Source organism: [Muricauda] lutisoli (nom. illeg.) (assembly GCF_017313105.1).
Taxonomy (GTDB): domain Bacteria; phylum Bacteroidota; class Bacteroidia; order Flavobacteriales; family Flavobacteriaceae; genus Flagellimonas; species Flagellimonas lutisoli.
In genome coordinates, this window is record NZ_JAFLND010000001.1 from 1,242,230 (window position 1) to 1,263,177 (window position 20,948).

The following is a 20,948-nucleotide window of genomic DNA, read 5'->3' on the forward strand; positions in this document are numbered from 1 at the left end:
GATGATTACTAAATTTACGAAAAAATAATCAGTTCCCTAAATGTGATTTTGGTCTTGGAATAAGCAATAATTCAGTTTGTCTGCCATTTATATACCTGAAGCCATCTTCACCGAAAAAACCGGGCTCCTCCAGCATAATTCTAATGTCCCTGTTCCATTCCGGAATGTTCACCGTTGCATTCAGTTCAATGGCGTAAGCGGTATTTGGGTTCAAAGGATAATTTTCACCATCATCTTTCATCACTCCACCCTGGGCATCCCACATTCCGATGGTGGTTCCTGCAGAGTGCCCGTACATACCCAAGGGATGTGTATAAATGGCTGGTCGGAGACCTGAATTCTTTGCATCTTGCAAGGCTTTGGCCAGGATTTCGTTACCTACCCTGCCCTCGACCATGTTCTGGGTCAAAAAATCCTGTACACGATTACCATCATACAAGGCATTTACCAAAAATGATGGTGCTTCGGTTTCTTCTGGCTTTAAAACGTAGGCCAGTTCCTGACAGTCCGTATTCAAACGCAAATAGGTGATTCCAAAGTCGCAATGCAGCAAATCGCCCCGTTGTATCACTTCATCATCCGGTCTACCCGAAAATGAATACAAGTGCCCTACCAATTCTTCGCTGGTCCTTTGGACGTCCACCGTGGGGTGGAACCACGTTTCCAAACCTAAATCGGTTACCTTTTGGCGCATCCACCATTCGACTTCGGTAGTCGTGGTAACCCCTGGTGTAATCACTTTCTCCGAAAAGGCTTCGGCGATAATATCATGTGTAATATCCGTTAACTGATTAAAAATGGTCATTTCCCTGGGTGTGCGAGTCTCAATCCAACGCACAGCCAACTGTTCGGCAGATACCACTTTGGACTGATATTTTCTGGGAAGGTTGGCCATAAACTCATCATAATCGGTTTTGTCCAGTCCATCGGCAATATTATGGTCTTTGGAAAAATTAAGTCCGATTTTATCCGGATTACGTTCCGCGATCAACTGCATTAAACGTTTCCACTGGTCGGGTTCTTTCTCTTTGTCCCAAGCCGATGTAATGCTCTTACCAATATTGTAGCGCGCTACCGCCAATTTATCGATGGTACCTTTATCCTTGTCCCTGTAAAATAACAGAATGGTCCTTCTTCGGGCATTCAACCAAGTTGCAGGCAACATGGTTCGGAGCACGGGGTCTTCGTTATATTCGCGGGAAATCAAAACCCACATATCCAATCCTGCATCATCCATTAATTGGGGAAGCAATACATTGAATCGCTCTTCAAGGATTTCATCCACTACCCTGGCCCGTTCCGCTTCGGGGAGTATTTGTTGTGAGGATACTATAAAAGGAAGGAGCAGTAATGCTAGTTTTATGGCTTTTTGCATGGTTGGTTTTTTAAAAGATTTTGAATGTACAAAACTTATGTAAGTTGTTGAAGCGTTTTTTTACGGTTGACCTTTTTTGTCGAAGTCTCCTCAAATGTTTTTACAAAGTAAATAGCTTTGGGCACTTCATATTTCACTATTCTTTTTTCCTTTTTGATGGCTTGTAGCAATTCTTGTTTGTTGTTTGATTCCCCCTCGATAATCAAGACCAATTTTTGACCTAAAGTCTCATCGGGAATACCTGCCACAAAAAAACGTGACTGAATCAGGCTTGATAACTTTTCCTCTATTTTCTCGGGAACAAGTTTGATGCCTCCCGAATTGATGATGGAATCAAACCGTCCCAACCAATTAAATTTTGTTTTCCCGCTAAGTGCTACCAAATCATTGGTGATTATTTTCTCATCTGAAATGTTGGGTGCATCAATCACTAGACATCCCCTATCATCTTGTGAAACGGTAACATTTGGCAAAACTTCAAAAGTATTGGAAGATTTTGTATCAATCTTTTTTACCGCAACATGGGTAATGGTCTCCGTCATACCATAGGTTTCATAAGCTTTAACAGGTTGCTTAGCCAGCTGGCTCCGTAAACTTGAATCCACGGGTGCTCCACCTACAATAAGCTGTTTTACCCTGCCTATTTCATTTAACGAATTTTGCGCTTGGAGAGGTACCATCGCTACAAAATCATACACTTTGTTATTACTGGCCAAAGGGTTTGATGATGGTTCTACATAATCCAAATGCAGTCCAAGAACCATAGCACGAACCAACATCATTTTGCCTGCTATTCCTGTGCAGGGTAAACATAAGAGTGCTTTTTGCTGGGGTTGTAAACCAAAATATGCTCCCGTAGCCAATGCGGAATTGACCATATGTTCCTTTTTAAGCTCAATGGTCTTTGGGTTGCCAGTAGAACCCGATGTTTGCACCTCTATGGTCGGTGTACCCGAAACCCAATCCAATAAAAACTTCCCTATTGTCTTTTCAAAAGGCACTCCTTTTTTCACCATTGCTTTGGCCGCCTTGCCAAGTTCTGCAATAGTGCAAGAATCATTGTTCAGTTTAAAATCTGGGTGAATGCTATGCCAAGTCGGATTCTCCATCGGTCATTGCTACAAATTCTTCTTTGGACAATACACGCCCAAAAAGCCTTTCTTTCCAGTTTTTCCAACCATATTTTTTGGAAAAGAACAATAATAAAATAGGATAGACCACAAAAACAGGAATCAATACATCCCAACCCAATACCGGTTCGGATATATCCCTATAAATGGAATTGGTCTGGAAAGCGGTCCAATCAGCTGTTACAAGCAAGGCTGTTATCAAATTATTGGCCGCATGGAATCCAAGTGCCAGTTCAAGGCCTTCATCCATTAAAGTCAAAATCCCCAAAAAGAACCCTGTTCCTATGTAGTAAATCAAGATGCCAAGACCGAGTTTTTCCACTTCAGGGTTTGCGATGTGCATTAAACCGAACAAACTGGAGGTAATTACTAATGGCACCCATTTGTTCTTGGCCATAAGTCCAATTCCCTGCATCATGTGTCCCCTAAACAGGTATTCTTCAAAACTTGTTTGTAACGGAATCAACAGAATGGCTATAATAGCCAATGGAATAAATTTTGAAAGGTTAAAATTAAGCTCGTATTTCTCCGGTGAAAAATAAATATCGATTCCGGTAAGTAAAACGGTAACCGCACCCCATAGTAAAAATGAATATATAATTCGCTTCCAGTCGATTTTTTTCCGTGAGGTAGTCAATGATGTGATGGATTGTTGATGGACCAATAATGTCCAGCCCAAAACAACAAAAAAACCGACCACCAGTGGCGCCAATAAAAGAATGAGTACAAGGTTACTCCCAAATTGATCTATTATTTGTTGCATGGCATCTTCAACATTAACACCTGAGTTTACGGTAATAATGTAATTCCATACCATAAATCCAATGAAGCCTATGGGCAGCACCAAGTACTTCCATAAACCTTCATTTCCCTTATATCCTTGCTCTATGTACATATTTTCTGTATTAAGTCCATATCCCAAACTTTTGATTGTCTGTAAAAGAGTTTGCCCTCCGATACTTCCAAAGGACTCTCGATATTATTGGTGAACAGACTCCCTGTTCCCAAACCTTGTGGCATTTTTGTATCCAGAGCGTAGGTAAACTGTGCTATTGCATTCAATCCAATATTACTCTCCAACGCACTGGTAATCCACCAGCCTATACGTTGCTTTTCAGCCAAAGCGATCCATTGTTTACAACCGTTAATACCACCCACCAAACTTGGTTTCAATATGATATATTGGGGTTGAATTGTTTGTAGCAATTTCTCCTTTTCCGTTACATCAAAAACCCCGATCAATTCTTCGTCCAGGGCAATTGGAAGAGGTGTTTTTTTACATAGCTCGGCCATTGCTTCCCATTGGCCCGCTTTGATGGGCTGCTCAATGGAATGTATTTTAAAGGCTGATAATCTATTCAATTTGGACATAGCCTCATCTACGGCAAATGCACCATTGGCATCTACCCGAAGTTCTATATCATCTGGCGAAAAATTATCTCGAATGGATTTTAGAATGGATATTTCTTGTTCAAAATCGATAGCACCAATCTTCATTTTGATGCATCCAAAGCCATCCCTTAGTTTTTGTTCAAGCTGTTGAAGCATATATTCCGTATCCCCCATCCAAATAAGGCCATTGATCGGAATTGGTGATTCCCTTTTGGTGAAATCTGAAGGAAACAGTTCAAAAGGGTTTTTGGATTGAAGTGATAAAAAGGCCTGTTCCACTCCAAATTGAATTGAGGGAAACTCCTTTAATTCACTCAAGAGCACATTTTTTCCCAAATGTATGTTGTTACAGGTCCAGGCAAGTTGTTGTTCGTAATCCGGGCGGTCATCCACACTCAACCCACGTAAAATACCGCACTCCCCAATACCTATGGCATCTTTATCTTCTAAAATGATATACCAAGTTTCTTTTTGGGTCATAACCCCGCGCGAGGTACCGCTTGGGACTTTAAAATCGAGGGTGTACTTTTTATAGCTTGCTTTCATGAAGTAGTCCAAATTTAAGTATATTTTGAATCTAAAAAAGCACTTATGGGAAGTATCCAAGGAAAAACCATTTGGGTGACGGGAGCATCTTCAGGAATTGGAAAAAGTTTGGTGTTGGCGCTAAGTTCATATCCTTGCAATTTGATTCTCTCATCTAGAAGGGAAGAAGAACTTATCAAAGTAAAGGCTTTGTGCGGTAACACCGACAACATTGCCATTTTGCCATTGGACCTTAAAAACCATGAGGCCATGGAGATGATTGCGCAAAAGGCTATTTCCTTTTATGGCAAGGTGGACATTTTGGTAAACAATGCTGGAATAAGTCAGCGTTCCTTGATCAAAAACACAAAATTAGAGGTCTATGGACAGCTGATGGATATAAATTATTTGGGCACTGTAGCCCTTTCCAAGGCAATTCTACCTCATTTCATTGCCAATAAAGCCGGGCATTATGTAACGATTACCAGTTTAATGGGAAAGTTTGGTTCTCCCTACAGGTCGGGATATTGCGGTGCCAAACATGCACTGCACGGCTTTTTTGATGTAATGCGCATGGAACATGAAAAAGATGGTGTAAAAGTAACCATGGTATGCCCGGGGTTTGTACGGACCAATGTGGCCAAAAATGCTTTAACGGCCGATGGTTCCCCACAACAAAATGATGATGTGGCCACAAAGAACGGGATAAGTCCAGAAGTGGCGGCAAAAAAAATAATTACAGCAATTGAGAAGGATAAGTTCGAAGTGTATGTGGGCGGGAAAGAAGTAAAAGGAATCTATTTGAAACGTTTTTTCCCTAAACTATTGCACAAAATGGTGCTGAAAAGCCAAGTACGATAAATCAACTGAAGTTGAACCAGAAACGAACACCCTCCACTTGCCTGTCAATATTTAATTTGGATTGCAACTGGTTTACCAAGCGGTTGATCAGGCGGATTCCCATAGAGGAATGTGCACGTTCATCCGTGTCTTCTGGAAGGCCTATACCATTGTCCGTATATTCAAAATAGCCCTGGTCCCCATTTTTACGCAAATGGATATAAATTTTTCCATTTTCATCGTTTTCCGGGAAGGCATACTTAAATGAATTGGATACGAGTTCGTTAAGAATCAGTCCAAAGGGAATAGCTCGGTCAATATCCAACTCCGTGCCTTCTGCATCAATCGTAATGCTAATGTTGTGACCACCTTTTTTATAAACAGATTGTACACTATTGATCAAACTCTCTATATACCCTTGCATTTCTATTACCGAAAGGTCGTCGTTCTGATATAATTTCTGGTGGATCAAAGCCATGGCCTTTACCCGGCTTTTACCTTCCTCCAGCGCTTCAATGGCAGCCTTACTTCGGGTATTTTTTGTTTGTAGGCTCAATAAGCTCGATACCATTTGTAGGTTGTTCTTAACCCTGTGGTGTATCTCTTTTAAAAGAGAGTCCTTTTCAACAAGCGAATTTTCAATGATGTGTTTTTGTTCGGCGATCAAACGTTGGTTCTTGATACTTTTAAGATAGGCATAAACCAAACCTGCAAAACCCAATAGGGTAAAGATCAAAGAGACAAAAACCAAGTTCATCCGTTCATCCTTAGCTTTCATTTCACTACGGTTCAACTCATTTATTCGCTTTTGTTCATCTATCAATCGCTGTGAGTTCTCCAGGTCCTCATTGGCAACAATAGTGACCAGCTGTTGTTTTATAAGCGCTGACTGCTTTTTCGCCAATGAATCTTTGATTCTCTCATTTCGCTTATAATAGATGGAAGCATTCTTGTAGTTTTCAACCTTATCGTAAAAAGCAGCCAATAAGCTGTTCTTTTTTATGGTCTGTAGTACCGTTATATTTTCAAACTCAACATCAAGATATTTTTTTGCCTCCGAAAAACGATCCATTTGCAAATTGGCTTCGGCCAAATAGAGTGTATTTTCCACTACCTCACTCTGATCGTTGTTGTTGGGTGATTTTTTTAAGGTTTCTATACTGGTTTCCAAGAGTGGTAAGGCCTCTTCGAACTCTCCGAGCATTACGTGGCATTTAGCTATATTCCCTTCTATTTCGGCTTGCAGTAATTCACTTTGAAAAATATCAGACTCACTTTTTTGAGTGGAAATGTCGTTCATGTACACTCCCAAATAGGAATTGGCCTTTTTTAGTTCGCTCAAAGCCGTGGGGGCAGAATCATCCAACCTCAAATAATTTCCCACTTTGCTGTGGTACTTTGCCAAACCATAGGAATCATTGTCCGCAATAGTAGGCTTAACCTCCATAATATATTGGTTTCTAGCCTTTCTATATAATCCTAGGTTACTGTAAATATCATAGAAGGAGACATTTTCGGTAATGCCGAGTTCACGCTTTTGTTTTCGGATTTCAATTTGCTTATCGAACAATTGGAGATTGGCATAATTATCGTCCAATACATCCAAGACTATCTTTTGTGAATCTGGATTCAAGGAATCCTTTACCCCGTAAAGTTCTTTGGCAATTGCCGTACTCTTGTCATATTCACCCAGGTCGTTGTATACTTGGGCCTGCATAATTTGATATAAACGGATTGCAGAGGTGTCTTGGGTTTTTTGTGCGTTGGACAAATAAATTTTAAGGGTGTCCAACCAATCATAAGCAGAATTTACATTGTACCTGTCCAATGAATTAAAAAAGACATCGAACCGTTGGGTAGGCTGATTGGTATCCTGAAATTCCTTGAGAACACTTTCCTCTTCAGTGGCAATAGTCTGAGCCGATGAGGTAAAGAGAAAAACAAAATATACCGTGGTAAATAAAAATCTTACGTAACGTCCCATTAATTTAATTGATACAGCGACCCAAAATTGTTTTTAGACCCTATATTATTATCGTGCCCTTTTTTCCTTTATTGCCCCGATAACCAATTCAACTCAAAAAATGGAAAATTGTACTGAATCTTAACTGTATGGGGTATATAAAGAACGTTAGTCTTGTCACAAAATTAAATCCAATAGGAAAGAGTTGATGGTTATTGTTGTGAAAGTGCCGTTTTCTGTTGTGAAATAATAGAACTTGTATGTCAATAGGTATTTTATCGATGTTTTGTGCTTTTCATGGAGTTTCCAAGTAATACAAAACCTCTAAAATTGAAAAAGGCCCTGCTTTTTACAAACAAGACCCTTTTACGAGAACACTATATGAAAATGAAAAAATTACTTTCTGAATTATTACACTGCTAAAGTATGGCTGTTTCATCCAGTTCAGAAAATATTGTTGTGAACCATTAAAAATTTGTGGTCTTCCTCGTTAAAAAGGTTGCGCATAAAAAAAGCGCCCTTGTAGAGCGCCTTTTATCTTGTAGTTCTTTCTGAACACTAGCTGTTCATTGATGAAAGAATGAATTCTTTGAAATCTTTGGAAATAGGGATCAAGTTATTGTTGATCATAATATCCTTGGAGTTGATAGCGTCTATATGATCTACGTTTACTATGTACGATTTATGTGCTCTATAAAATTTGTTCTTAGGTAATTTTTCCAAATAATCTTTTAGAGGGGAACGTACCAAAAACTTTTTATCGGCGGTATTTACTTCCAAATAAACATTGTCGGCCTTAATAAACTGAATATCACTAAATTGAATTCGGTAATATAGGTGTTGTTTTTTGACAAAAATGGAATCTTTGAGTACGGAATTGGAAGTGATTTCATCCGCGGCTTCATCCTCAGCTTTTTGAACACCCTTCTTTTCGTAATTAAAATTGGAAAGTGCAATTTCTATGGAAGTATATAAATCTTGTTGCTCAAAAGGTTTTACCAAATAACCATCTGGTTTAACCGTCTTTGCATTTTCCACCGTTGCTCTATCGGAGTTGGAGGTTACAAATATAAATGGGATGTTGTAGGTTTCACGAATATGCTTTCCAAGGTCTATACCTGTTTTGTCCGAAGCCAAAATAATGTCGATCAACACAAGGTCTACATGGTTGTTCTTCAATACATCCACAGCCTGTTCGTAAACAATCACATTGTCCACGATCTCGTAGCCGATTTCCTCCAACATGGATTGCATGTCATCTGCAATGATGACATTATCCTCTACGATTAAAATTTTTATCGGGTGTTCCAAGGTACCTAAAGTTTATTTGGTTGTATTTCAAATTTACAAAAAAATATTAACTGAAATTAAGAATAAAATCGCCAGTAGAAAGGTACTCAGCGCTACTTTTTTTAATTCCACATCCAAATCTCCGGGATTTTGGGTAAGCATCACTTTACGCAAGTGAAACAATAATGGAATAAAGGCCAACATAAAAATAGAAGGTTCCCATCCGAAGTTCTCAATCCAAAGAAATGTTGAAAAACAAATCAGTGACATCAAAATCAAGAAAAAATGATAACGTTTCCCATTTTTAAAACCCATTTTAACGACCATGGTGATCTTACCGTATTTTTTATCGGAAACCACGTCTCTCAAATTGTTCAAGTTCAATACGGCAACACACAAAAATCCAATGGCTACGGCAGGTAAAACAGCGCTCCAGCCCAAGGTTTTTGTATAGAGGAACATACTGCCCAATACCCCCAAAAGCCCAAAGAACAAAAACACGAACAGGTCTCCCATACCTCTGTAACCATAAGCGTTGGAACCTACGGTATATTTTATTGCCGCCCATATACTCAACAGGCCAAGTACAAAAAACAATACGATGTAGAAGAAGTTTTCCATGCCAAAAGCCAAATAAATCAATACCAAGGCTATGGACATACTGATGACAATGGAGATAATTATTCCTTTTTTGAGAGCGCCTCTTGTAATGGAACCACTTTGCAAGGCTCTTGCCGGACCTATTCTATCCTCATTATCGGTCCCCTTTACCCCATCACCATAATCGTTGGCGAAATTAGAGGTGACCTGGAAACCGACCGTGGTCAGCAATGCCAAAACAAACAATGCCCAATCAAATTGATTTTCCATTACGGCCAAAGCCGTTCCTACTATGATTCCCGATAATGAGAGTGGAAGTGTACGAAGTCTAGCAGCTTGTACCCAAGCCTTTGTATTTTCCAAGATTAATACGGATCTTCTATTTTAACTCGTTGACCGCCTTTGTAAGAAGCAACAAAAGCGTCTTCAAATCCCATTTGTACCAATTGCTTTCTAAATTTTTGTGCTTCTTCCAAGGTTTCAAAATTGCCAAGGGAATAGGCATAAAAGGGATTGGTTTTTACAAAAAGTGTATTTGTGAGTGCCTCGGAAGCCAAGGTCACGTTGTTTTCCACAAAGGATTTTACCTGTACGGAATAGATTTTTTCCTTGTTCAAGAATTCTTTGGCCAAATAAAACTCTTTCACCAAGCTCAATTCCTCATTCTGGGATTTAAGATTGTCTATCCTGGCCTTGATCACATCCAAGCTATCAATGGATACCAGCACATTACTTTGATTTTCAAAAGATTGTTTACTGCTAAGCCCCGCAGTAAAAGATGTAATTGCCAATGTACCTATCACAAACAAACCAACAAACCCAAGAAGAATGTTTCGTTGAAGTTTAATTTTACGAAGGTCCTTGTTCTTGTATTTTATCTGATCTAAAAGTCTTTCGTTAATGATTTGGGCCTTATCTATATCCTTATGAAGGTCCAACAAATCACTTTCTTCAATAAAAGGCATATTGTGAAGAGGTTTGAATTAAATGTTATGCTTCTAAAAACATAGCAACCAATAAGTTAATCTGAATCCTTACAAAAATAGAGTTTTTGTAGAAAGAAAAAAACTTTACGACTGTAAAGCTTTAAAGAATCTAACCTCAATGATCATAAAAGATTACAGCATATGGATACCATCGTCCTGAATATTGATTTTTCGTTGTCGATATAAGATGCCTACGCCCTTTTTAAAAGCCTTTTTGCTCAAGTGTAGGGCTTTCTTTATGTCCTCTGGTGATGACTTGTCGTGCAGTGGTAAAAACCCTCCGTTTTCTACGAGTTTGTCCAAAATCATTTTGGCTGTTGGCTCCAACATTTTGGCCCCAATCGGTTGTAAGGAGATATCCAGTTTTTTATCCTCCCTAATATTTTTGATAAATCCTCTTAAACGGTCGCCAACCTTGACCGGCTTAAAAATATCACTATCAAAAATGAGTCCTTTATGACGGTCGTCCACAATGACTTCCCAACCTAAGGGAGTTTTTCTATGCACCAAAACATCAACAGGATCATTCTGTTCATATGCTACATTCTCATTGGATAAAAACTTATCTACCCTACTCGACCCCGTCAAACGCATACTCTCCTCGTCCATATAACAATGTACAATGTACTTGTTGCCTTCCTCCATTCGTTGCGATTGTTCCCTAAAGGGAACAAGCAAGTGTTTTTCTAGACCCCAGTCCATAAAAGCTCCATAGGCACCCACTTCTAGCACTTCCAAACAGGCAAACCCATTACGGATGATCTTCGGTTTTAAAGTGGTGGATATAGGACGTTCGGCATTGTCCAAATAACAGAAAACTTCCATTTCTTGGTCAATCTCAAAATCTTCCGGCACATATTTGTTGGGCAAAAGAATCTCCGTGCCCTCATCATCACCTAAAAAAAGTCCTATACTAGTGCTCCTGAGCACTTTAAGGGTATTGTAGTTTCCCAATTCTATCATACGGTAAAGGTAGCTGTAAATTATGGGGATAAAAAAAGCTGCCCTTATTTGGACAGCTTCTTTACATTGGTCGTAATCTTAGTTATAAACCGATTCCTTTCCAAAGTGCTTTGTCAACATGTAGTAAATGACAGCACGGTGTTTATTCTTTTCCGATTTTCCGTACGCATCTATAACGCTATTAATGGACTCCATCAAAGCTGGTGTTTCTGCCAATCCCAGTTTTTTGATCAAAAAATTGTTCTTTACCGTTTCCAATTCCTTTTCATCGGACCCGGAAACTTTGGAAGCATCCAAATTATAAATGGCGGGCCCCAAGCCTATGGCTACTTTTGTAAGCAAATCCATGTCTGGAGTTTGTCCGAATTTAGTTTTGATGTCCTCTGCGTACTTTTCTATCAGTTCGTCTCTTTTGCTCATAATGTGTTAGTGTTCTTGTTGAATTTATAGCTAGGCCTAAGATATGAAATCGAAATACCCAAGCAAAATTTTATTGTTCAAAACCCTTGGTGTGGCGACTTCCAGGATTTTTGGTTTTTTGGATGCTGAATAAAATCCTTTCAATACATCTTCCAATTCGGCTTCATCATCTGCTGTGATATGCTCAAAACCATACATGTCTGCCAAATGTTTTGCCGAGAGCTCATGACTCGTCTCAAAAAAGGTCTCAAATTCTTCAGTATCCTCCTTGCCGGGCAAAATTCTAAAAATACCTCCCCCGGAATTATTGATGAGCACAATCCTGAAATCTCTGCGCATATATTTGTTCCACAAGGCATTGCTGTCATAAAAAAAGCTTAGGTCTCCCGTAAGCAAAAGTGTGGGTTCCTCGCTATGAATGGAACTGCCCACAGCTGTTGATGTAGAACCATCAATGCCGCTTGTGCCACGGTTACAAAATACTTGTAGTGATTGGTCCATTGTGAAAAGCTGAGCGTACCTAACCGTGGAACTATTGGCCAAGTGCACCTGATACCCTTTGGGTATATTTTTAATGATACGTTCAAAAGCGATGAAATCCGAAAATGGGATTTCTTGTAGATAGGCCTTGCGCTTTAACTCGTATTTTTCCTTTTTATCTTCCCAAAATGCCTTGTAATCACTGTTAGCATCAATTTCTTCAGAAACGATTTCCTTGAAAAAACGATTGGGGCTTGTTCTGATGTGTTTTGTTAAACAATAAAAAGTATCGTTGGCCTTCTTAGCATCGATATGCCAATGCTTTTCGGGCTTGTACTCCCGTAAAAAGGCTTTTATCTTTTTGGACACGATCAATCCCCCAAAGGTTACCAAAAGCTCAGGTTGCAATGCCTTGAACAGCTTTTCCCTTTGTTTGGATTTTTCAATCGGAGCGATAATGCTATCTATACTCTCAAAAAATTCCGGATGATGCAGGTTCGATGTCGTTTCTGTAAATAGTACCGTGTTAGGATCGTTGGCCAAAATCTCCAAGACCTCTTCATCAATGGCATTGGGGTGATCAACACCCACCAAGACCATTTTTCGGGAACTGCTCCTCCAAATCTCTGACAATTCGTCCCAATTTTCTTCAATTGAAGTATCTGCAGCTGCAGGGGCTTCCAGATTTTGAATTTTGACGGTGGGCTCCTCTACCCTTCCATACAAGGGTTCTTCAAAAGGAATGTTGATATGAACGGGATATTTTTCATTAAAAGCAACTGCAAGTGCCCTGACGATTTGCTTTTCGTTATGCTCCTGTACATCGGCTTGACCTTCCTCCAACAAAGACCCACCAAATTTTGAGATGGTTTTTGCAGCGTGGGACACGTCCTGTTTCAAATTAGCGGAATATCCAATATGTTTCTCCAGTACATTTTCTTGTCTTATGGTCTGCCCATCACCAATATCTATGCGATAACTAGGTCTGTCCGCAGATACTACAATCAATGGAATATCGCTATAATAGGCCTCGGCCACGGCTGGATAGAAATTGAGCATAGCACTACCAGAGGAACAGAGCACAGCCACAGGTTCCCTTAAGTGTTGCGCCATGCCCATGGCAAAAAAAGCGGCACAGCGTTCATCCACAATACTGAAACAGTTAAAAAATGGGTTTTTGGTAAAACTTATGGTCAATGGGGCATTTCTGGACCCTGGAGAGATAACTATATTTTTAACACCCCTTGATTTAAAGTACAAAACCAGGGTTTGTGCAGCGGGTATATCTGAGTACATCATGGACTACAAAAATACATCATCTGGATGGTAAAAAACCAAAATAACGAACATCAATTTAGAGTATGCCCAACATCGTCTTGCTCTTGTTTTGGGTCTCGACCCACTCACTTTCCGGGTCGGATGCCTCGGTAATTCCACCACCGACAAAAACGAAAGCTTTATCATTATCCAGTTGCATACACCTTAGGTTGACGAACAAGGACAACTCTCCTTGGCCCTTTAAATTCAATTCACCCAAAAAACCAGTGTAGAACGTTCTTTGGTAATTTTCGTTGGCCTGAATAAACCGTGCTGCCTCATCCGTTGGTATACCGCATACTGCCGGGGTTGGGTGCAAGGCCCTGATTACTTCGCTAACTTTCAGGTTAGGCAACATGTTTCCACGTACTTCCGAACGTAGGTGCCATAGATTTCCTGCCTTTACAGATTCAGCATCATCTATTTCCAAGCGTTCCATAGTATGGGCCAATTTATCACCAATGTACTCGGACACCATTTGTTGTTCCTCGATTTCCTTACTGCCCCAGTTGGGTTTTTCATTCGCTACATATGGCAAGGTGGCGGCCAAGGACATAGTCAGCAGTTTTTTGTCCTTCACTTTCATCAAGGTTTCTGGAGTTGCCCCGCACCATGTCCCGACCTTGGGGTGATGAAAAAGATATCCAAAAGCGGTTGGATAGGTATTCAAGAGGGTTTTGAAGATTTTAATGGGCGACTTTGAAATGGGCACCTCAATTTTTCTTGAGAGCACTACTTTTTGAAGCCTTCCCTTTTCAATTTCCTTAATGCCGCTCCTCACCAAATCAATATGTGCTTCTTTCCCTGACTCATCCAGCGAAATAGCAGGAGTGGCCTGCAAGTTTTCGGCCCTTACAGTTCCCTCCCATACCTCATCAGGTTGAATAAGGATTACATTGTTTTCAGAATCAAATGGTGCAAAAATAAAGCCTTTCTCGGTGAAGTCTTTGGAATGATGGAGTGCGCTATTTGATTGAAAAACACCGAAAATTTCTTTTTCATCCGGCTTTCTATATAAAACAAAGGGCAACCCTTTTTTCAGATGGGCCTCTGCCCTATCCCATATTTCCTGAAGGTCTTTAGTTTTTGGGTAACGCAATGGTGGTAAGTTTACAGTTGGAAATCAAGCGGTCCTCCTCATCGGTGATTTTTATCTCCCACAATTGGGTGGTTCGGCCTTTGTGCAGAATAGAAGCCTTTGCATAAACAAAACCTTCCTTTATGGAGCGAACATGGTTTGCTGCAATCTCGATCCCACGTACAAAAAACTTTTGTCCGTCCAAGAAAATGTAGGATGCCGCACTCCCTACACTTTCTGCAAGGGCTACGGATGCACCACCGTGCAGAACACCATCTGGTTGGTGAACTCTTGGGGTCACAGGCATTTTGGCCAAGAGAAAATTTTCGCCTACATCAATATAAGTAATGTCCAATGTTTCCATTAATGTGTCCTTGCAAATTGCGTTGCAAACGGACAGAATCTTCTCTTTATGTTCGTTCATCCTTCTATTTTTTGTAAAATTACACAAAGCTTTGCCAATATCTAAATCAGCGATTTTAAACATGTCCAACATAGAGAAGACTGTTACTTACATTACTGAAAATACGTACCTGACCCAGAACCAATTAACCTCCAAAACCAAAAATGTCTGGCTGGTTTTTCATGGCATAGGTTATTTGAGCCGTTACTTTGTTAAGTATTTTAAAGGTCTCGATGCAGAAGAAAACTACATTATTGTTCCACAGGCCCCATCAAAGTATTATTTAAAGAATGAATACAAATACGTTGGTGCCAGTTGGCTCACTAAGGAAAATACGGCGACCGAAGTAAAAAATGTACTCAACTATATTGATGCGGTACTCGAATCTGAGGAAACCCCGGAAAATGTAAACCTTATGCTCTTTGGGTTTTCGCAAGGTGTTTCGGTGGCTACTCGATGGTTGGCCAGCAAAAAGGCGAAGTGTAAATTGGTTGTGCTCTATGCCGGCGGTATTCCGAATGAATTGACGGCGGAAGATTTTAAATTTTTGGATTTTGATGCTACCGCGATAAAAATAATCTACGGGGACCAAGACGAATTTTTGACTCCAGACCGACTCAAAGGAGAAAAAAATAAAATTGATATGCTATTTCAAGGCAACGCGGAAACCATCACTTTTAAAGGTGGGCACGAAGTGAAACCAGAAATTATTGAGAGGCTGATCAAATAAGGTCAATTATTGGGCTCCTCCTCGGGTGTTTCCTCTTCGTAATATTCAATGGTTCTTGTGGTGTATGTGTTACCTGGAGTTATAATCTGTTTTACCCAATTGCTCGGTGTGTGGTTATCGAACTGAAAAATATATTTATCCGTAGATTCGGTGTTTATCGTTTTTTTAACCATTCTGCTCAACTTGCCATCGGTGTAATGGTAGAATCGCTTTTTCTGCGAAACAAATTCTTTTTCAGCTACATCGTATAGAAAATCCTCGCTGGTTTCCAACTTGCCATCGGCATTAAAAACTTCTTCCAATGCAGTGTTGGGCTCTCCATCAATATATTCTTTGGTCAGTACAACCTCTTTGGTGCCATTGGGTCCCTTTTTGGTTGATGTTCTTTCGGATTTTTGTAGAATACCATTGGTAAAAGTGCTTACCGTAAATTCGTTTTTTAATTGGGAATATTCAAAAGTGGTTTCGTCTACCCCCTCTCCGTTAGAAGTAATTATTTTCACCAATCTCTCCTCATCATCATAATGGTATTGTTGTTGTTCCAAGAACTGTTTATCGTAGGAGATGATTTTTTCGATAACCTTCCTGTTCGGAACAGTGTCTATCTCATAAAAATTGGCCATGGACGTGGATTCATCCAAAGTGTTTCCCTTATAACTCTCCATACGTTTTTCCAACAGTTCCCCATTGGCATCATACTTGTAATAGGTGATATCCTGATCGGTATCGTTATATTGGGTCACGGTTTTGGTAAGGACGCCTTCCCTGTCAAATTCAAACAATTCCTTTCCATAATCGGTGGTCACCAGGCAGGATTTCACCTTTCCCTTAAGATCAAAGTCTTCTATCGTGAAGATTTGTACTTCTTGCGACCAGGTTCCAACGATATGGAAGAATGAAAAAAGTAGTAAAGTGGTATAGTGTTTTTTCATGCTGTAAAATTAGTCGTTAAAAACGCAACTGAAAAATCTAAACAGCATATATCCTGCCATATTCGACAAGAAGTCACTTAAAATTTACGTTCGGGGTCAAAGGGCGAAATAGATATGGAAAGTTTATCCCCAGAGATAAGTTCGGTGACCAATTTACCTGTTGCTGGCCCCATGCTCCAACCCATCATCGCATGACCTGTTGCAATGGTCAGATTATCCAAGTTTTTCGGTTTTCCTATGTACGGAAGACCGTCTGGTGATACGGGACGAAGGCCACATTTTGCGCGTTTCTTGGCCTCTTCCGGAATTTGGAGTCCATTGTAGTAGCTTTCAACACCTTTTGCAATCGCCTCTACCCTTTCCTTTCGGATGGTATGGTTGATTCCCGAGAATTCCATGGTTCCGGCAAAACGGGTAAAACCTTCCATTGGGGTAACAGCGATTTTTTTCTCCATTAAAATGGCCGGCATACTTATGTTGGTGGGCTCCTCTACATTGATCCCATATCCCTTGCCCGCCTGTAATGGTAGTTTTAGGTTTAATTTTTTGGAAAGTTCCGAAGTCCATGATCCAGCTGCAAAGACCACTTCGTCAGCGGTATAGCTTGCTTTTTCGGTTATAACTTCCGTTATATACCCGTCTGATACGGATACATTGGTTACCGCTTCGTTCTTATGAATGTCCACCCCGACCTTTTCCAAATGTTCCTGCATTCGTTTCATAATGAGCGGTGGGGTGGTGTGGCGGTCACATTCCCAAAGTATAGCCCCTTTGGCATTAAAATCGACCTTGGGTTCTATCTTCTTCAATTCTTCTTTTGATAGGTGCTTGCCCACCAATCCCAATTTAGCTGCTTTCTCCACAACTTCCATTTCATGATCGCGGGATTTCTCGGTTTGGTAGACCATCATCAAACCTTGTTGTCCTATTGGAAAATCTCCCAAGTCACCGGAATCCTTTATGCCTTTGTACAGTTCCCTGCTCAATATGTTAATGTCTCGGATAACGGACATGGATCGCTCCACCTTGGCTTGGGTAGAGGATTTTTTAAAGTACCACGCCCATTTTATAAAATCAGGGTCTAATCTTGGCTTCATGTAAAATGGGCTCGACGAATTGAACATATATTTCAATCCTTGTGTAATCATGCCCGGTGACGCCAATGAAACAATATGGCTCGGTGTAAGATAACCGGCATTGACGAACGAAGCTCCCGAGGTAATGTCCGATTTGTCCAAAACAGTTACCCGGTGGCCTGCTTTCTGCAAAAAGTAAGCAGTGGATAGTCCAACAATTCCACCTCCAACTACAATTACACTTTTATTCTTGCCCATTGCTACAACTTTAGGGTGTTCTTAAAAAGAAGCGCCAAGATACATAAAGGGCGGGAAAATGTTAATCTGTACCAGGGGAATTCTTTATCAAACTTTTGACTACTTTTGAGGGATTTAGAAAACCATCACACGAATGAAAAAACTTTCCTTATTGACATTGGGATTGGTGTTTGCCTGTAATTCCTACCAAAAAACGGTGACAGAAGCAGCACGACCAAAACCAGTGGCAAACCCGGTCCCCTATGCGGAATCCATTACTCAAGACGATCTTAAAGACCATTTATACACCTACGCCTCGGATGAGTTTGAAGGTCGGGAAACCGGTACTCCCGGTCAAAAAAAGGCCGTAGCTTATATTCGGTCAACATATCAATCCCTGAACATTCCTCCAGCCCAATCCGATGGTGATTATTTCCAGAAGGTGCCCTTGGAGGTTTCTAACGTTCCAAAAGGAAACTTAGGCATCAATGATCAAGAATTTGAATTGGGCGAGCATGTTGTCACCTATTCAACTGCAAAAGGAACATTTGATCAAATCGTATATGTTGGATATGGAATTGAAGAAGGCGCCTATTCGGATTACGCTAATATAAATGTAACCGGAAAGTTGGTACTGATAAAAGCTGGTGAACCCAAAAATACTGATGGGAGCTACGTGATCTCTGGATCTACGGAAAAATCCGATTGGAGCAACATGTCCGAGGGCATGCCCAAAAAAACAAATTTGGCCATAGAAAAAGGTGCCAAAGGGGTTCTTTATTACGATACAAAGAATTATCCGCGTTTTAGGGGGTATTTTCAGTTTATGAACTCCAATAACAGTGGTCGTATGCAATTGGCAGAAGACACCAGCGATGAAACACTTATTATTTTGGACGAAAAAGCAGCTACTACCTTAAAAAGTGATATTGAGGAAGACAATGTTCCCAAAACAATTGTAGCCAATATTGAGTTGGACATTACCGGAGGTAACGATAAAATAGATTCTGAAAATGTTGTTGCTTTTTTAAAAGGAACAGAAAAACCCGAGGAGTATGTAGTCATCTCTTCCCACTTGGACCATATTGGAATTACGGGTGATGGACAAATCAATAACGGAGCCGACGATGATGGTTCGGGAACCGTTGCTTTGTTGGAAATTGCACAAGCATTTAAAAAAGCTGCGGATGAGGGCAATGGTCCCAAACGTTCCATAGTTTTCTTACATGTGACCGGGGAGGAAAAAGGTCTTTTAGGTTCTAGATATTATACCGATGTAGATCCGATTTTTCCATTGGAAAACACCGTTGTGGATTTAAATATTGATATGATAGGACGAATAGATCCTAAATACACCGGTTCCAGAAACTACCTTTATCTTATAGGTTCGGATAAATTAAGCACCGAATTACACAATCTATCCGAAGAGGTCAATGAAAAATATGCCAATATTGAGTTTGATTACAAGTACAATGATGAAGACGATCCCAACCGTTTTTATTACCGAAGTGACCATTACAACTTTGCAAAGAACAATATTCCGATCATATTCTATTTTAATGGTACCCATGCAGACTACCACCGACCTGGAGACACCCCTGATAAAATAAATTATGACTTGTTGGAGAACCGTGCCCGTCTGATTTTCCATACCGCATGGGAAATCGCAAACAGACCAAGTAGATTGTTGGTTGACAAAGCAGCGGATTGACCCTAAGATCTTAAACAAATCAAAAGCCCTCCATGTTGAGGGCTTTTTTATTCAGGTTATCGAACAAAAAAATCCCGAACCAATAGGCAAGGGATTTTTGAAAACTCAAGGGTGGAAGACCGGGTTCGAACCGGCGACCTCTGGAACCACAATTTTTTTGAAATCGATACTCAATGATAAGTTATTGATATTCATAAGGTTGATTTTTTTCGTAACACCCTGTTTTATGGTTTATATACTCGGATATATGCCCGTATTAATTGATGTTCAAAACAACTATTTTGAAATTATTAAAAATAAAAACGTGTACACGCATATTTTATGTTTCATAATGAAATCAATATGTCTCAACATTTAATTAAATGAAACCTACAATAGTTGATATTGTTTTATTTTGTAACTTACTGTTGCTTTTAGCCTGAATTAATCGGGATTATTATAATAATAATGTGTTAGTAAAATCTTTCTGAACTAAATCAATTAATCCCAGTTAACTTAAAACGCTATGACTGCAAGAATTAAATACACTTCCTATCGAACCAAGAAGAGTAAGCTTCATTCATTAATCAAGCCATTCGATTATAGGGTGTTTATTGATATAATCAACCCTATTATCTGCGAAAATAGGGGGTTAGAAATGGATAAAGCAAAGTGGGCAATAAAGCTGCAAAGCGTAGAGGTAATTGAGTTTTTAAACCAAACAGGGATAGTTATTGAAGGTTTTGGTAAGGATATCCAAATAAATGAGGTTCAAATCTCTAAAAAGCAAGTAAAGGAGCTTATCCCGGAAATAACCAATATAGAGATTGAAAAAGTACTGAATCCGATCATAGAGAAAAGAAACTTCACTTTTTCCGATCAAAAATGGGTGCGTTACGTTTCTTTGGATGAATTACGCTTGTTTCTTGAGACTATTGGGGAACCCATGAACATTCCTGCTTCCAATATCATTGAATTAGTTTAGTCCTCTGGAGTATTTTTTATAGGTAAGGTCTCACCTATACTCAACAAAAAATTGACCACTTCGTTATATCTAAGGTATTGACATGAACGCACCTGGCAAATGCTTTTTTTACGGTTAGCAGCAACTATCAAGCTTAACTTTTCGTCAAATTCCGGTTGACTCATTTTGTGGATTTTGGCCCGGAGACTTTTTTTTGTGATACTCAGTCCCTTAAATTTAATGTGCTTTCCAATATCATCCATTGGAAACCCCATTTCATCCATAAATTCAACTACCTCATTACTCTGTAAATAACTCAAGGATTTTGCTTCCTGAATGGAGATACCCCGGCTCTTAGCAACAATAGGGTTAATTTCTTTGGCGAACATGGCCGCACTGAAAGGTTTTATCAAATTTAAAAGTTGTTTTTTGGTCATACGATATGACACAAAATCAAGGATGTACATTTTTAATCATGGAATTGAATATTTGGCCAGTGTAAAAATATAAATTCCTATAATAGTTATATTGTCGAGTTTTTGAAATATATGTATAAC

20 protein-coding genes are annotated in these 20,948 nt (G+C 39.8%); 4 read left to right on the forward strand and 16 right to left on the reverse strand.

The genetic code is table 11. The annotated features are described in order from the left end of the window. Window positions 1–28 precede the first annotated feature (28 nt). The 4 genes from J0X13_RS05855 to J0X13_RS05870 are packed head-to-tail and all read right to left on the reverse strand — an operon-like array spanning window position 29 to window position 4,443. Entirely contained in the window at window positions 29–1,375 is a 1,347-nt protein-coding gene (locus J0X13_RS05855; RefSeq protein ID WP_207070489.1) for a M24 family metallopeptidase, read from the reverse strand. A 35-nt stretch (window positions 1,376–1,410) separates the two neighbouring features. Continuing rightward, entirely contained in the window at window positions 1,411–2,484 is a 1,074-nt protein-coding gene (locus J0X13_RS05860) for an AMP-binding protein (protein WP_207070490.1), read from the reverse strand. Further along, window positions 2,462–3,400, reverse strand: a complete 939-nt coding sequence (locus J0X13_RS05865; RefSeq protein WP_207070491.1) for a CPBP family intramembrane glutamic endopeptidase — start codon at window positions 3,398–3,400, stop codon at window positions 2,462–2,464. Before J0X13_RS05865 ends, J0X13_RS05860 begins: the two co-directional genes overlap by 23 nt. Beyond that, on the reverse strand, window positions 3,391–4,443 hold the full coding sequence (locus tag J0X13_RS05870; protein WP_207070492.1) for an o-succinylbenzoate synthase: 1,053 nt from the start codon (window positions 4,441–4,443) through the stop codon (window positions 3,391–3,393). Before J0X13_RS05870 ends, J0X13_RS05865 begins: the two co-directional genes overlap by 10 nt. A gap of 45 nt (window positions 4,444–4,488) precedes the next feature. Here J0X13_RS05870 and J0X13_RS05875 point away from each other — a divergent pair, with 45 nt between their 5' ends. Further along, window positions 4,489–5,283, forward strand: coding sequence for an SDR family oxidoreductase (locus J0X13_RS05875; RefSeq protein WP_207070493.1), 795 nt, complete (start codon window positions 4,489–4,491; stop codon window positions 5,281–5,283). A 1-nt stretch (window position 5,284) separates the two neighbouring features. Here J0X13_RS05875 and J0X13_RS05880 read toward each other — a convergent pair whose 3' ends face one another. The 9 genes from J0X13_RS05880 to J0X13_RS05920 form a co-directional block, all read right to left on the reverse strand. After that, window positions 5,285–7,246 (reverse strand): sensor histidine kinase, encoded by a 1,962-nt coding sequence (locus J0X13_RS05880; RefSeq protein WP_207070494.1) that lies wholly within the window; start codon window positions 7,244–7,246, stop codon window positions 5,285–5,287. Between the two features lie 537 nt (window positions 7,247–7,783). Continuing rightward, entirely contained in the window at window positions 7,784–8,536 is a 753-nt protein-coding gene (locus tag J0X13_RS05885) for a LytR/AlgR family response regulator transcription factor (RefSeq protein WP_207070495.1), read from the reverse strand. A 33-nt stretch (window positions 8,537–8,569) separates the two neighbouring features. After that, window positions 8,570–9,478, reverse strand: a complete 909-nt coding sequence (menA, locus tag J0X13_RS05890; RefSeq protein ID WP_207070496.1) for a 1,4-dihydroxy-2-naphthoate octaprenyltransferase — start codon at window positions 9,476–9,478, stop codon at window positions 8,570–8,572. A 2-nt stretch (window positions 9,479–9,480) separates the two neighbouring features. After that, window positions 9,481–10,080: an SPOR domain-containing protein gene (locus tag J0X13_RS05895; RefSeq protein ID WP_207026369.1), complete on the reverse strand. Its 600-nt coding sequence runs from the start codon at window positions 10,078–10,080 to the stop codon at window positions 9,481–9,483. A 153-nt stretch (window positions 10,081–10,233) separates the two neighbouring features. Next, window positions 10,234–11,064 (reverse strand): CvfB family protein, encoded by an 831-nt coding sequence (locus J0X13_RS05900; RefSeq protein ID WP_207070497.1) that lies wholly within the window; start codon window positions 11,062–11,064, stop codon window positions 10,234–10,236. A gap of 78 nt (window positions 11,065–11,142) precedes the next feature. Next, window positions 11,143–11,484 (reverse strand): DUF2853 family protein, encoded by a 342-nt coding sequence (locus J0X13_RS05905; RefSeq protein ID WP_207070498.1) that lies wholly within the window; start codon window positions 11,482–11,484, stop codon window positions 11,143–11,145. 36 nt (window positions 11,485–11,520) lie between these two features. Further along, window positions 11,521–13,263, reverse strand: a complete 1,743-nt coding sequence (menD, locus tag J0X13_RS05910) for a 2-succinyl-5-enolpyruvyl-6-hydroxy-3-cyclohexene-1-carboxylic-acid synthase (RefSeq protein ID WP_207070499.1) — start codon at window positions 13,261–13,263, stop codon at window positions 11,521–11,523. A gap of 55 nt (window positions 13,264–13,318) precedes the next feature. Beyond that, the gene (locus J0X13_RS05915; protein WP_207070500.1) at window positions 13,319–14,380 is read right to left on the reverse strand and encodes a chorismate-binding protein; all 1,062 of its coding nucleotides are present in this window, start codon (window positions 14,378–14,380) and stop codon (window positions 13,319–13,321) included. After that, complete coding sequence (locus J0X13_RS05920; RefSeq protein WP_207070501.1) at window positions 14,361–14,783, reverse strand: PaaI family thioesterase; 423 nt, start codon at window positions 14,781–14,783, stop codon at window positions 14,361–14,363. The genes J0X13_RS05915 and J0X13_RS05920 overlap by 20 nt, the downstream gene beginning before the upstream one ends. A gap of 61 nt (window positions 14,784–14,844) precedes the next feature. Between J0X13_RS05920 and J0X13_RS05925 the strand changes: the two genes are divergently transcribed. Continuing rightward, window positions 14,845–15,492, forward strand: a complete 648-nt coding sequence (locus tag J0X13_RS05925; RefSeq protein ID WP_207070502.1) for an alpha/beta hydrolase — start codon at window positions 14,845–14,847, stop codon at window positions 15,490–15,492. 2 nt (window positions 15,493–15,494) lie between these two features. On the opposite strand, the gene J0X13_RS05930 is transcribed toward J0X13_RS05925, so the two are convergent. Together J0X13_RS05930 and J0X13_RS05935 are read right to left on the reverse strand one after the other, a co-directional pair. Continuing rightward, window positions 15,495–16,424 (reverse strand): hypothetical protein, encoded by a 930-nt coding sequence (locus J0X13_RS05930; RefSeq protein WP_207070503.1) that lies wholly within the window; start codon window positions 16,422–16,424, stop codon window positions 15,495–15,497. A gap of 77 nt (window positions 16,425–16,501) precedes the next feature. After that, window positions 16,502–17,758, reverse strand: coding sequence for an NAD(P)/FAD-dependent oxidoreductase (locus J0X13_RS05935; RefSeq protein WP_207070504.1), 1,257 nt, complete (start codon window positions 17,756–17,758; stop codon window positions 16,502–16,504). A 133-nt stretch (window positions 17,759–17,891) separates the two neighbouring features. Here J0X13_RS05935 and J0X13_RS05940 point away from each other — a divergent pair, with 133 nt between their 5' ends. Then, window positions 17,892–19,448: a M28 family peptidase gene (locus tag J0X13_RS05940; protein WP_207070505.1), complete on the forward strand. Its 1,557-nt coding sequence runs from the start codon at window positions 17,892–17,894 to the stop codon at window positions 19,446–19,448. A 637-nt stretch (window positions 19,449–20,085) separates the two neighbouring features. Further along, window positions 20,086–20,412 (forward strand): hypothetical protein, encoded by a 327-nt coding sequence (locus J0X13_RS05945; protein ID WP_207070506.1) that lies wholly within the window; start codon window positions 20,086–20,088, stop codon window positions 20,410–20,412. On the opposite strand, the gene J0X13_RS05950 is transcribed toward J0X13_RS05945, so the two are convergent. After that, complete coding sequence (locus J0X13_RS05950) at window positions 20,409–20,828, reverse strand: hypothetical protein (RefSeq protein ID WP_207070507.1); 420 nt, start codon at window positions 20,826–20,828, stop codon at window positions 20,409–20,411. The genes J0X13_RS05945 and J0X13_RS05950 overlap by 4 nt on opposite strands. Between the last annotated feature and the right edge of the window lie 120 nt (window positions 20,829–20,948).

Coding starts and splice junctions, on each gene's coding strand:
- J0X13_RS05855 (WP_207070489.1), bottom strand. CDS start 1,375: ATGCAAAAAGCCATAAAACTAGCATTACTGCTCCTTCCTTTTATAGTA.
- J0X13_RS05945 (WP_207070506.1), top strand. CDS start 20,086: ATGGATAAAGCAAAGTGGGCAATAAAGCTGCAAAGCGTAGAGGTAATT.
- J0X13_RS05860 (WP_207070490.1), bottom strand. CDS start 2,484: ATGGAGAATCCGACTTGGCATAGCATTCACCCAGATTTTAAACTGAAC.
- J0X13_RS05920 (WP_207070501.1), bottom strand. CDS start 14,783: ATGAACGAACATAAAGAGAAGATTCTGTCCGTTTGCAACGCAATTTGC.
- J0X13_RS05925 (WP_207070502.1), top strand. CDS start 14,845: ATGTCCAACATAGAGAAGACTGTTACTTACATTACTGAAAATACGTAC.
- J0X13_RS05935 (WP_207070504.1), bottom strand. CDS start 17,758: ATGGGCAAGAATAAAAGTGTAATTGTAGTTGGAGGTGGAATTGTTGGA.
- J0X13_RS05905 (WP_207070498.1), bottom strand. CDS start 11,484: ATGAGCAAAAGAGACGAACTGATAGAAAAGTACGCAGAGGACATCAAA.
- J0X13_RS05950 (WP_207070507.1), bottom strand. CDS start 20,828: ATGACCAAAAAACAACTTTTAAATTTGATAAAACCTTTCAGTGCGGCC.
- J0X13_RS05930 (WP_207070503.1), bottom strand. CDS start 16,424: ATGAAAAAACACTATACCACTTTACTACTTTTTTCATTCTTCCATATC.
- J0X13_RS05865 (WP_207070491.1), bottom strand. CDS start 3,400: ATGTACATAGAGCAAGGATATAAGGGAAATGAAGGTTTATGGAAGTAC.
- J0X13_RS05870 (WP_207070492.1), bottom strand. CDS start 4,443: ATGAAAGCAAGCTATAAAAAGTACACCCTCGATTTTAAAGTCCCAAGC.
- J0X13_RS05895 (WP_207026369.1), bottom strand. CDS start 10,080: ATGCCTTTTATTGAAGAAAGTGATTTGTTGGACCTTCATAAGGATATA.
- menD (WP_207070499.1), bottom strand. CDS start 13,263: ATGATGTACTCAGATATACCCGCTGCACAAACCCTGGTTTTGTACTTT.
- J0X13_RS05940 (WP_207070505.1), top strand. CDS start 17,892: ATGAAAAAACTTTCCTTATTGACATTGGGATTGGTGTTTGCCTGTAAT.
- J0X13_RS05875 (WP_207070493.1), top strand. CDS start 4,489: ATGGGAAGTATCCAAGGAAAAACCATTTGGGTGACGGGAGCATCTTCA.
- J0X13_RS05900 (WP_207070497.1), bottom strand. CDS start 11,064: ATGATAGAATTGGGAAACTACAATACCCTTAAAGTGCTCAGGAGCACT.
- J0X13_RS05880 (WP_207070494.1), bottom strand. CDS start 7,246: ATGGGACGTTACGTAAGATTTTTATTTACCACGGTATATTTTGTTTTT.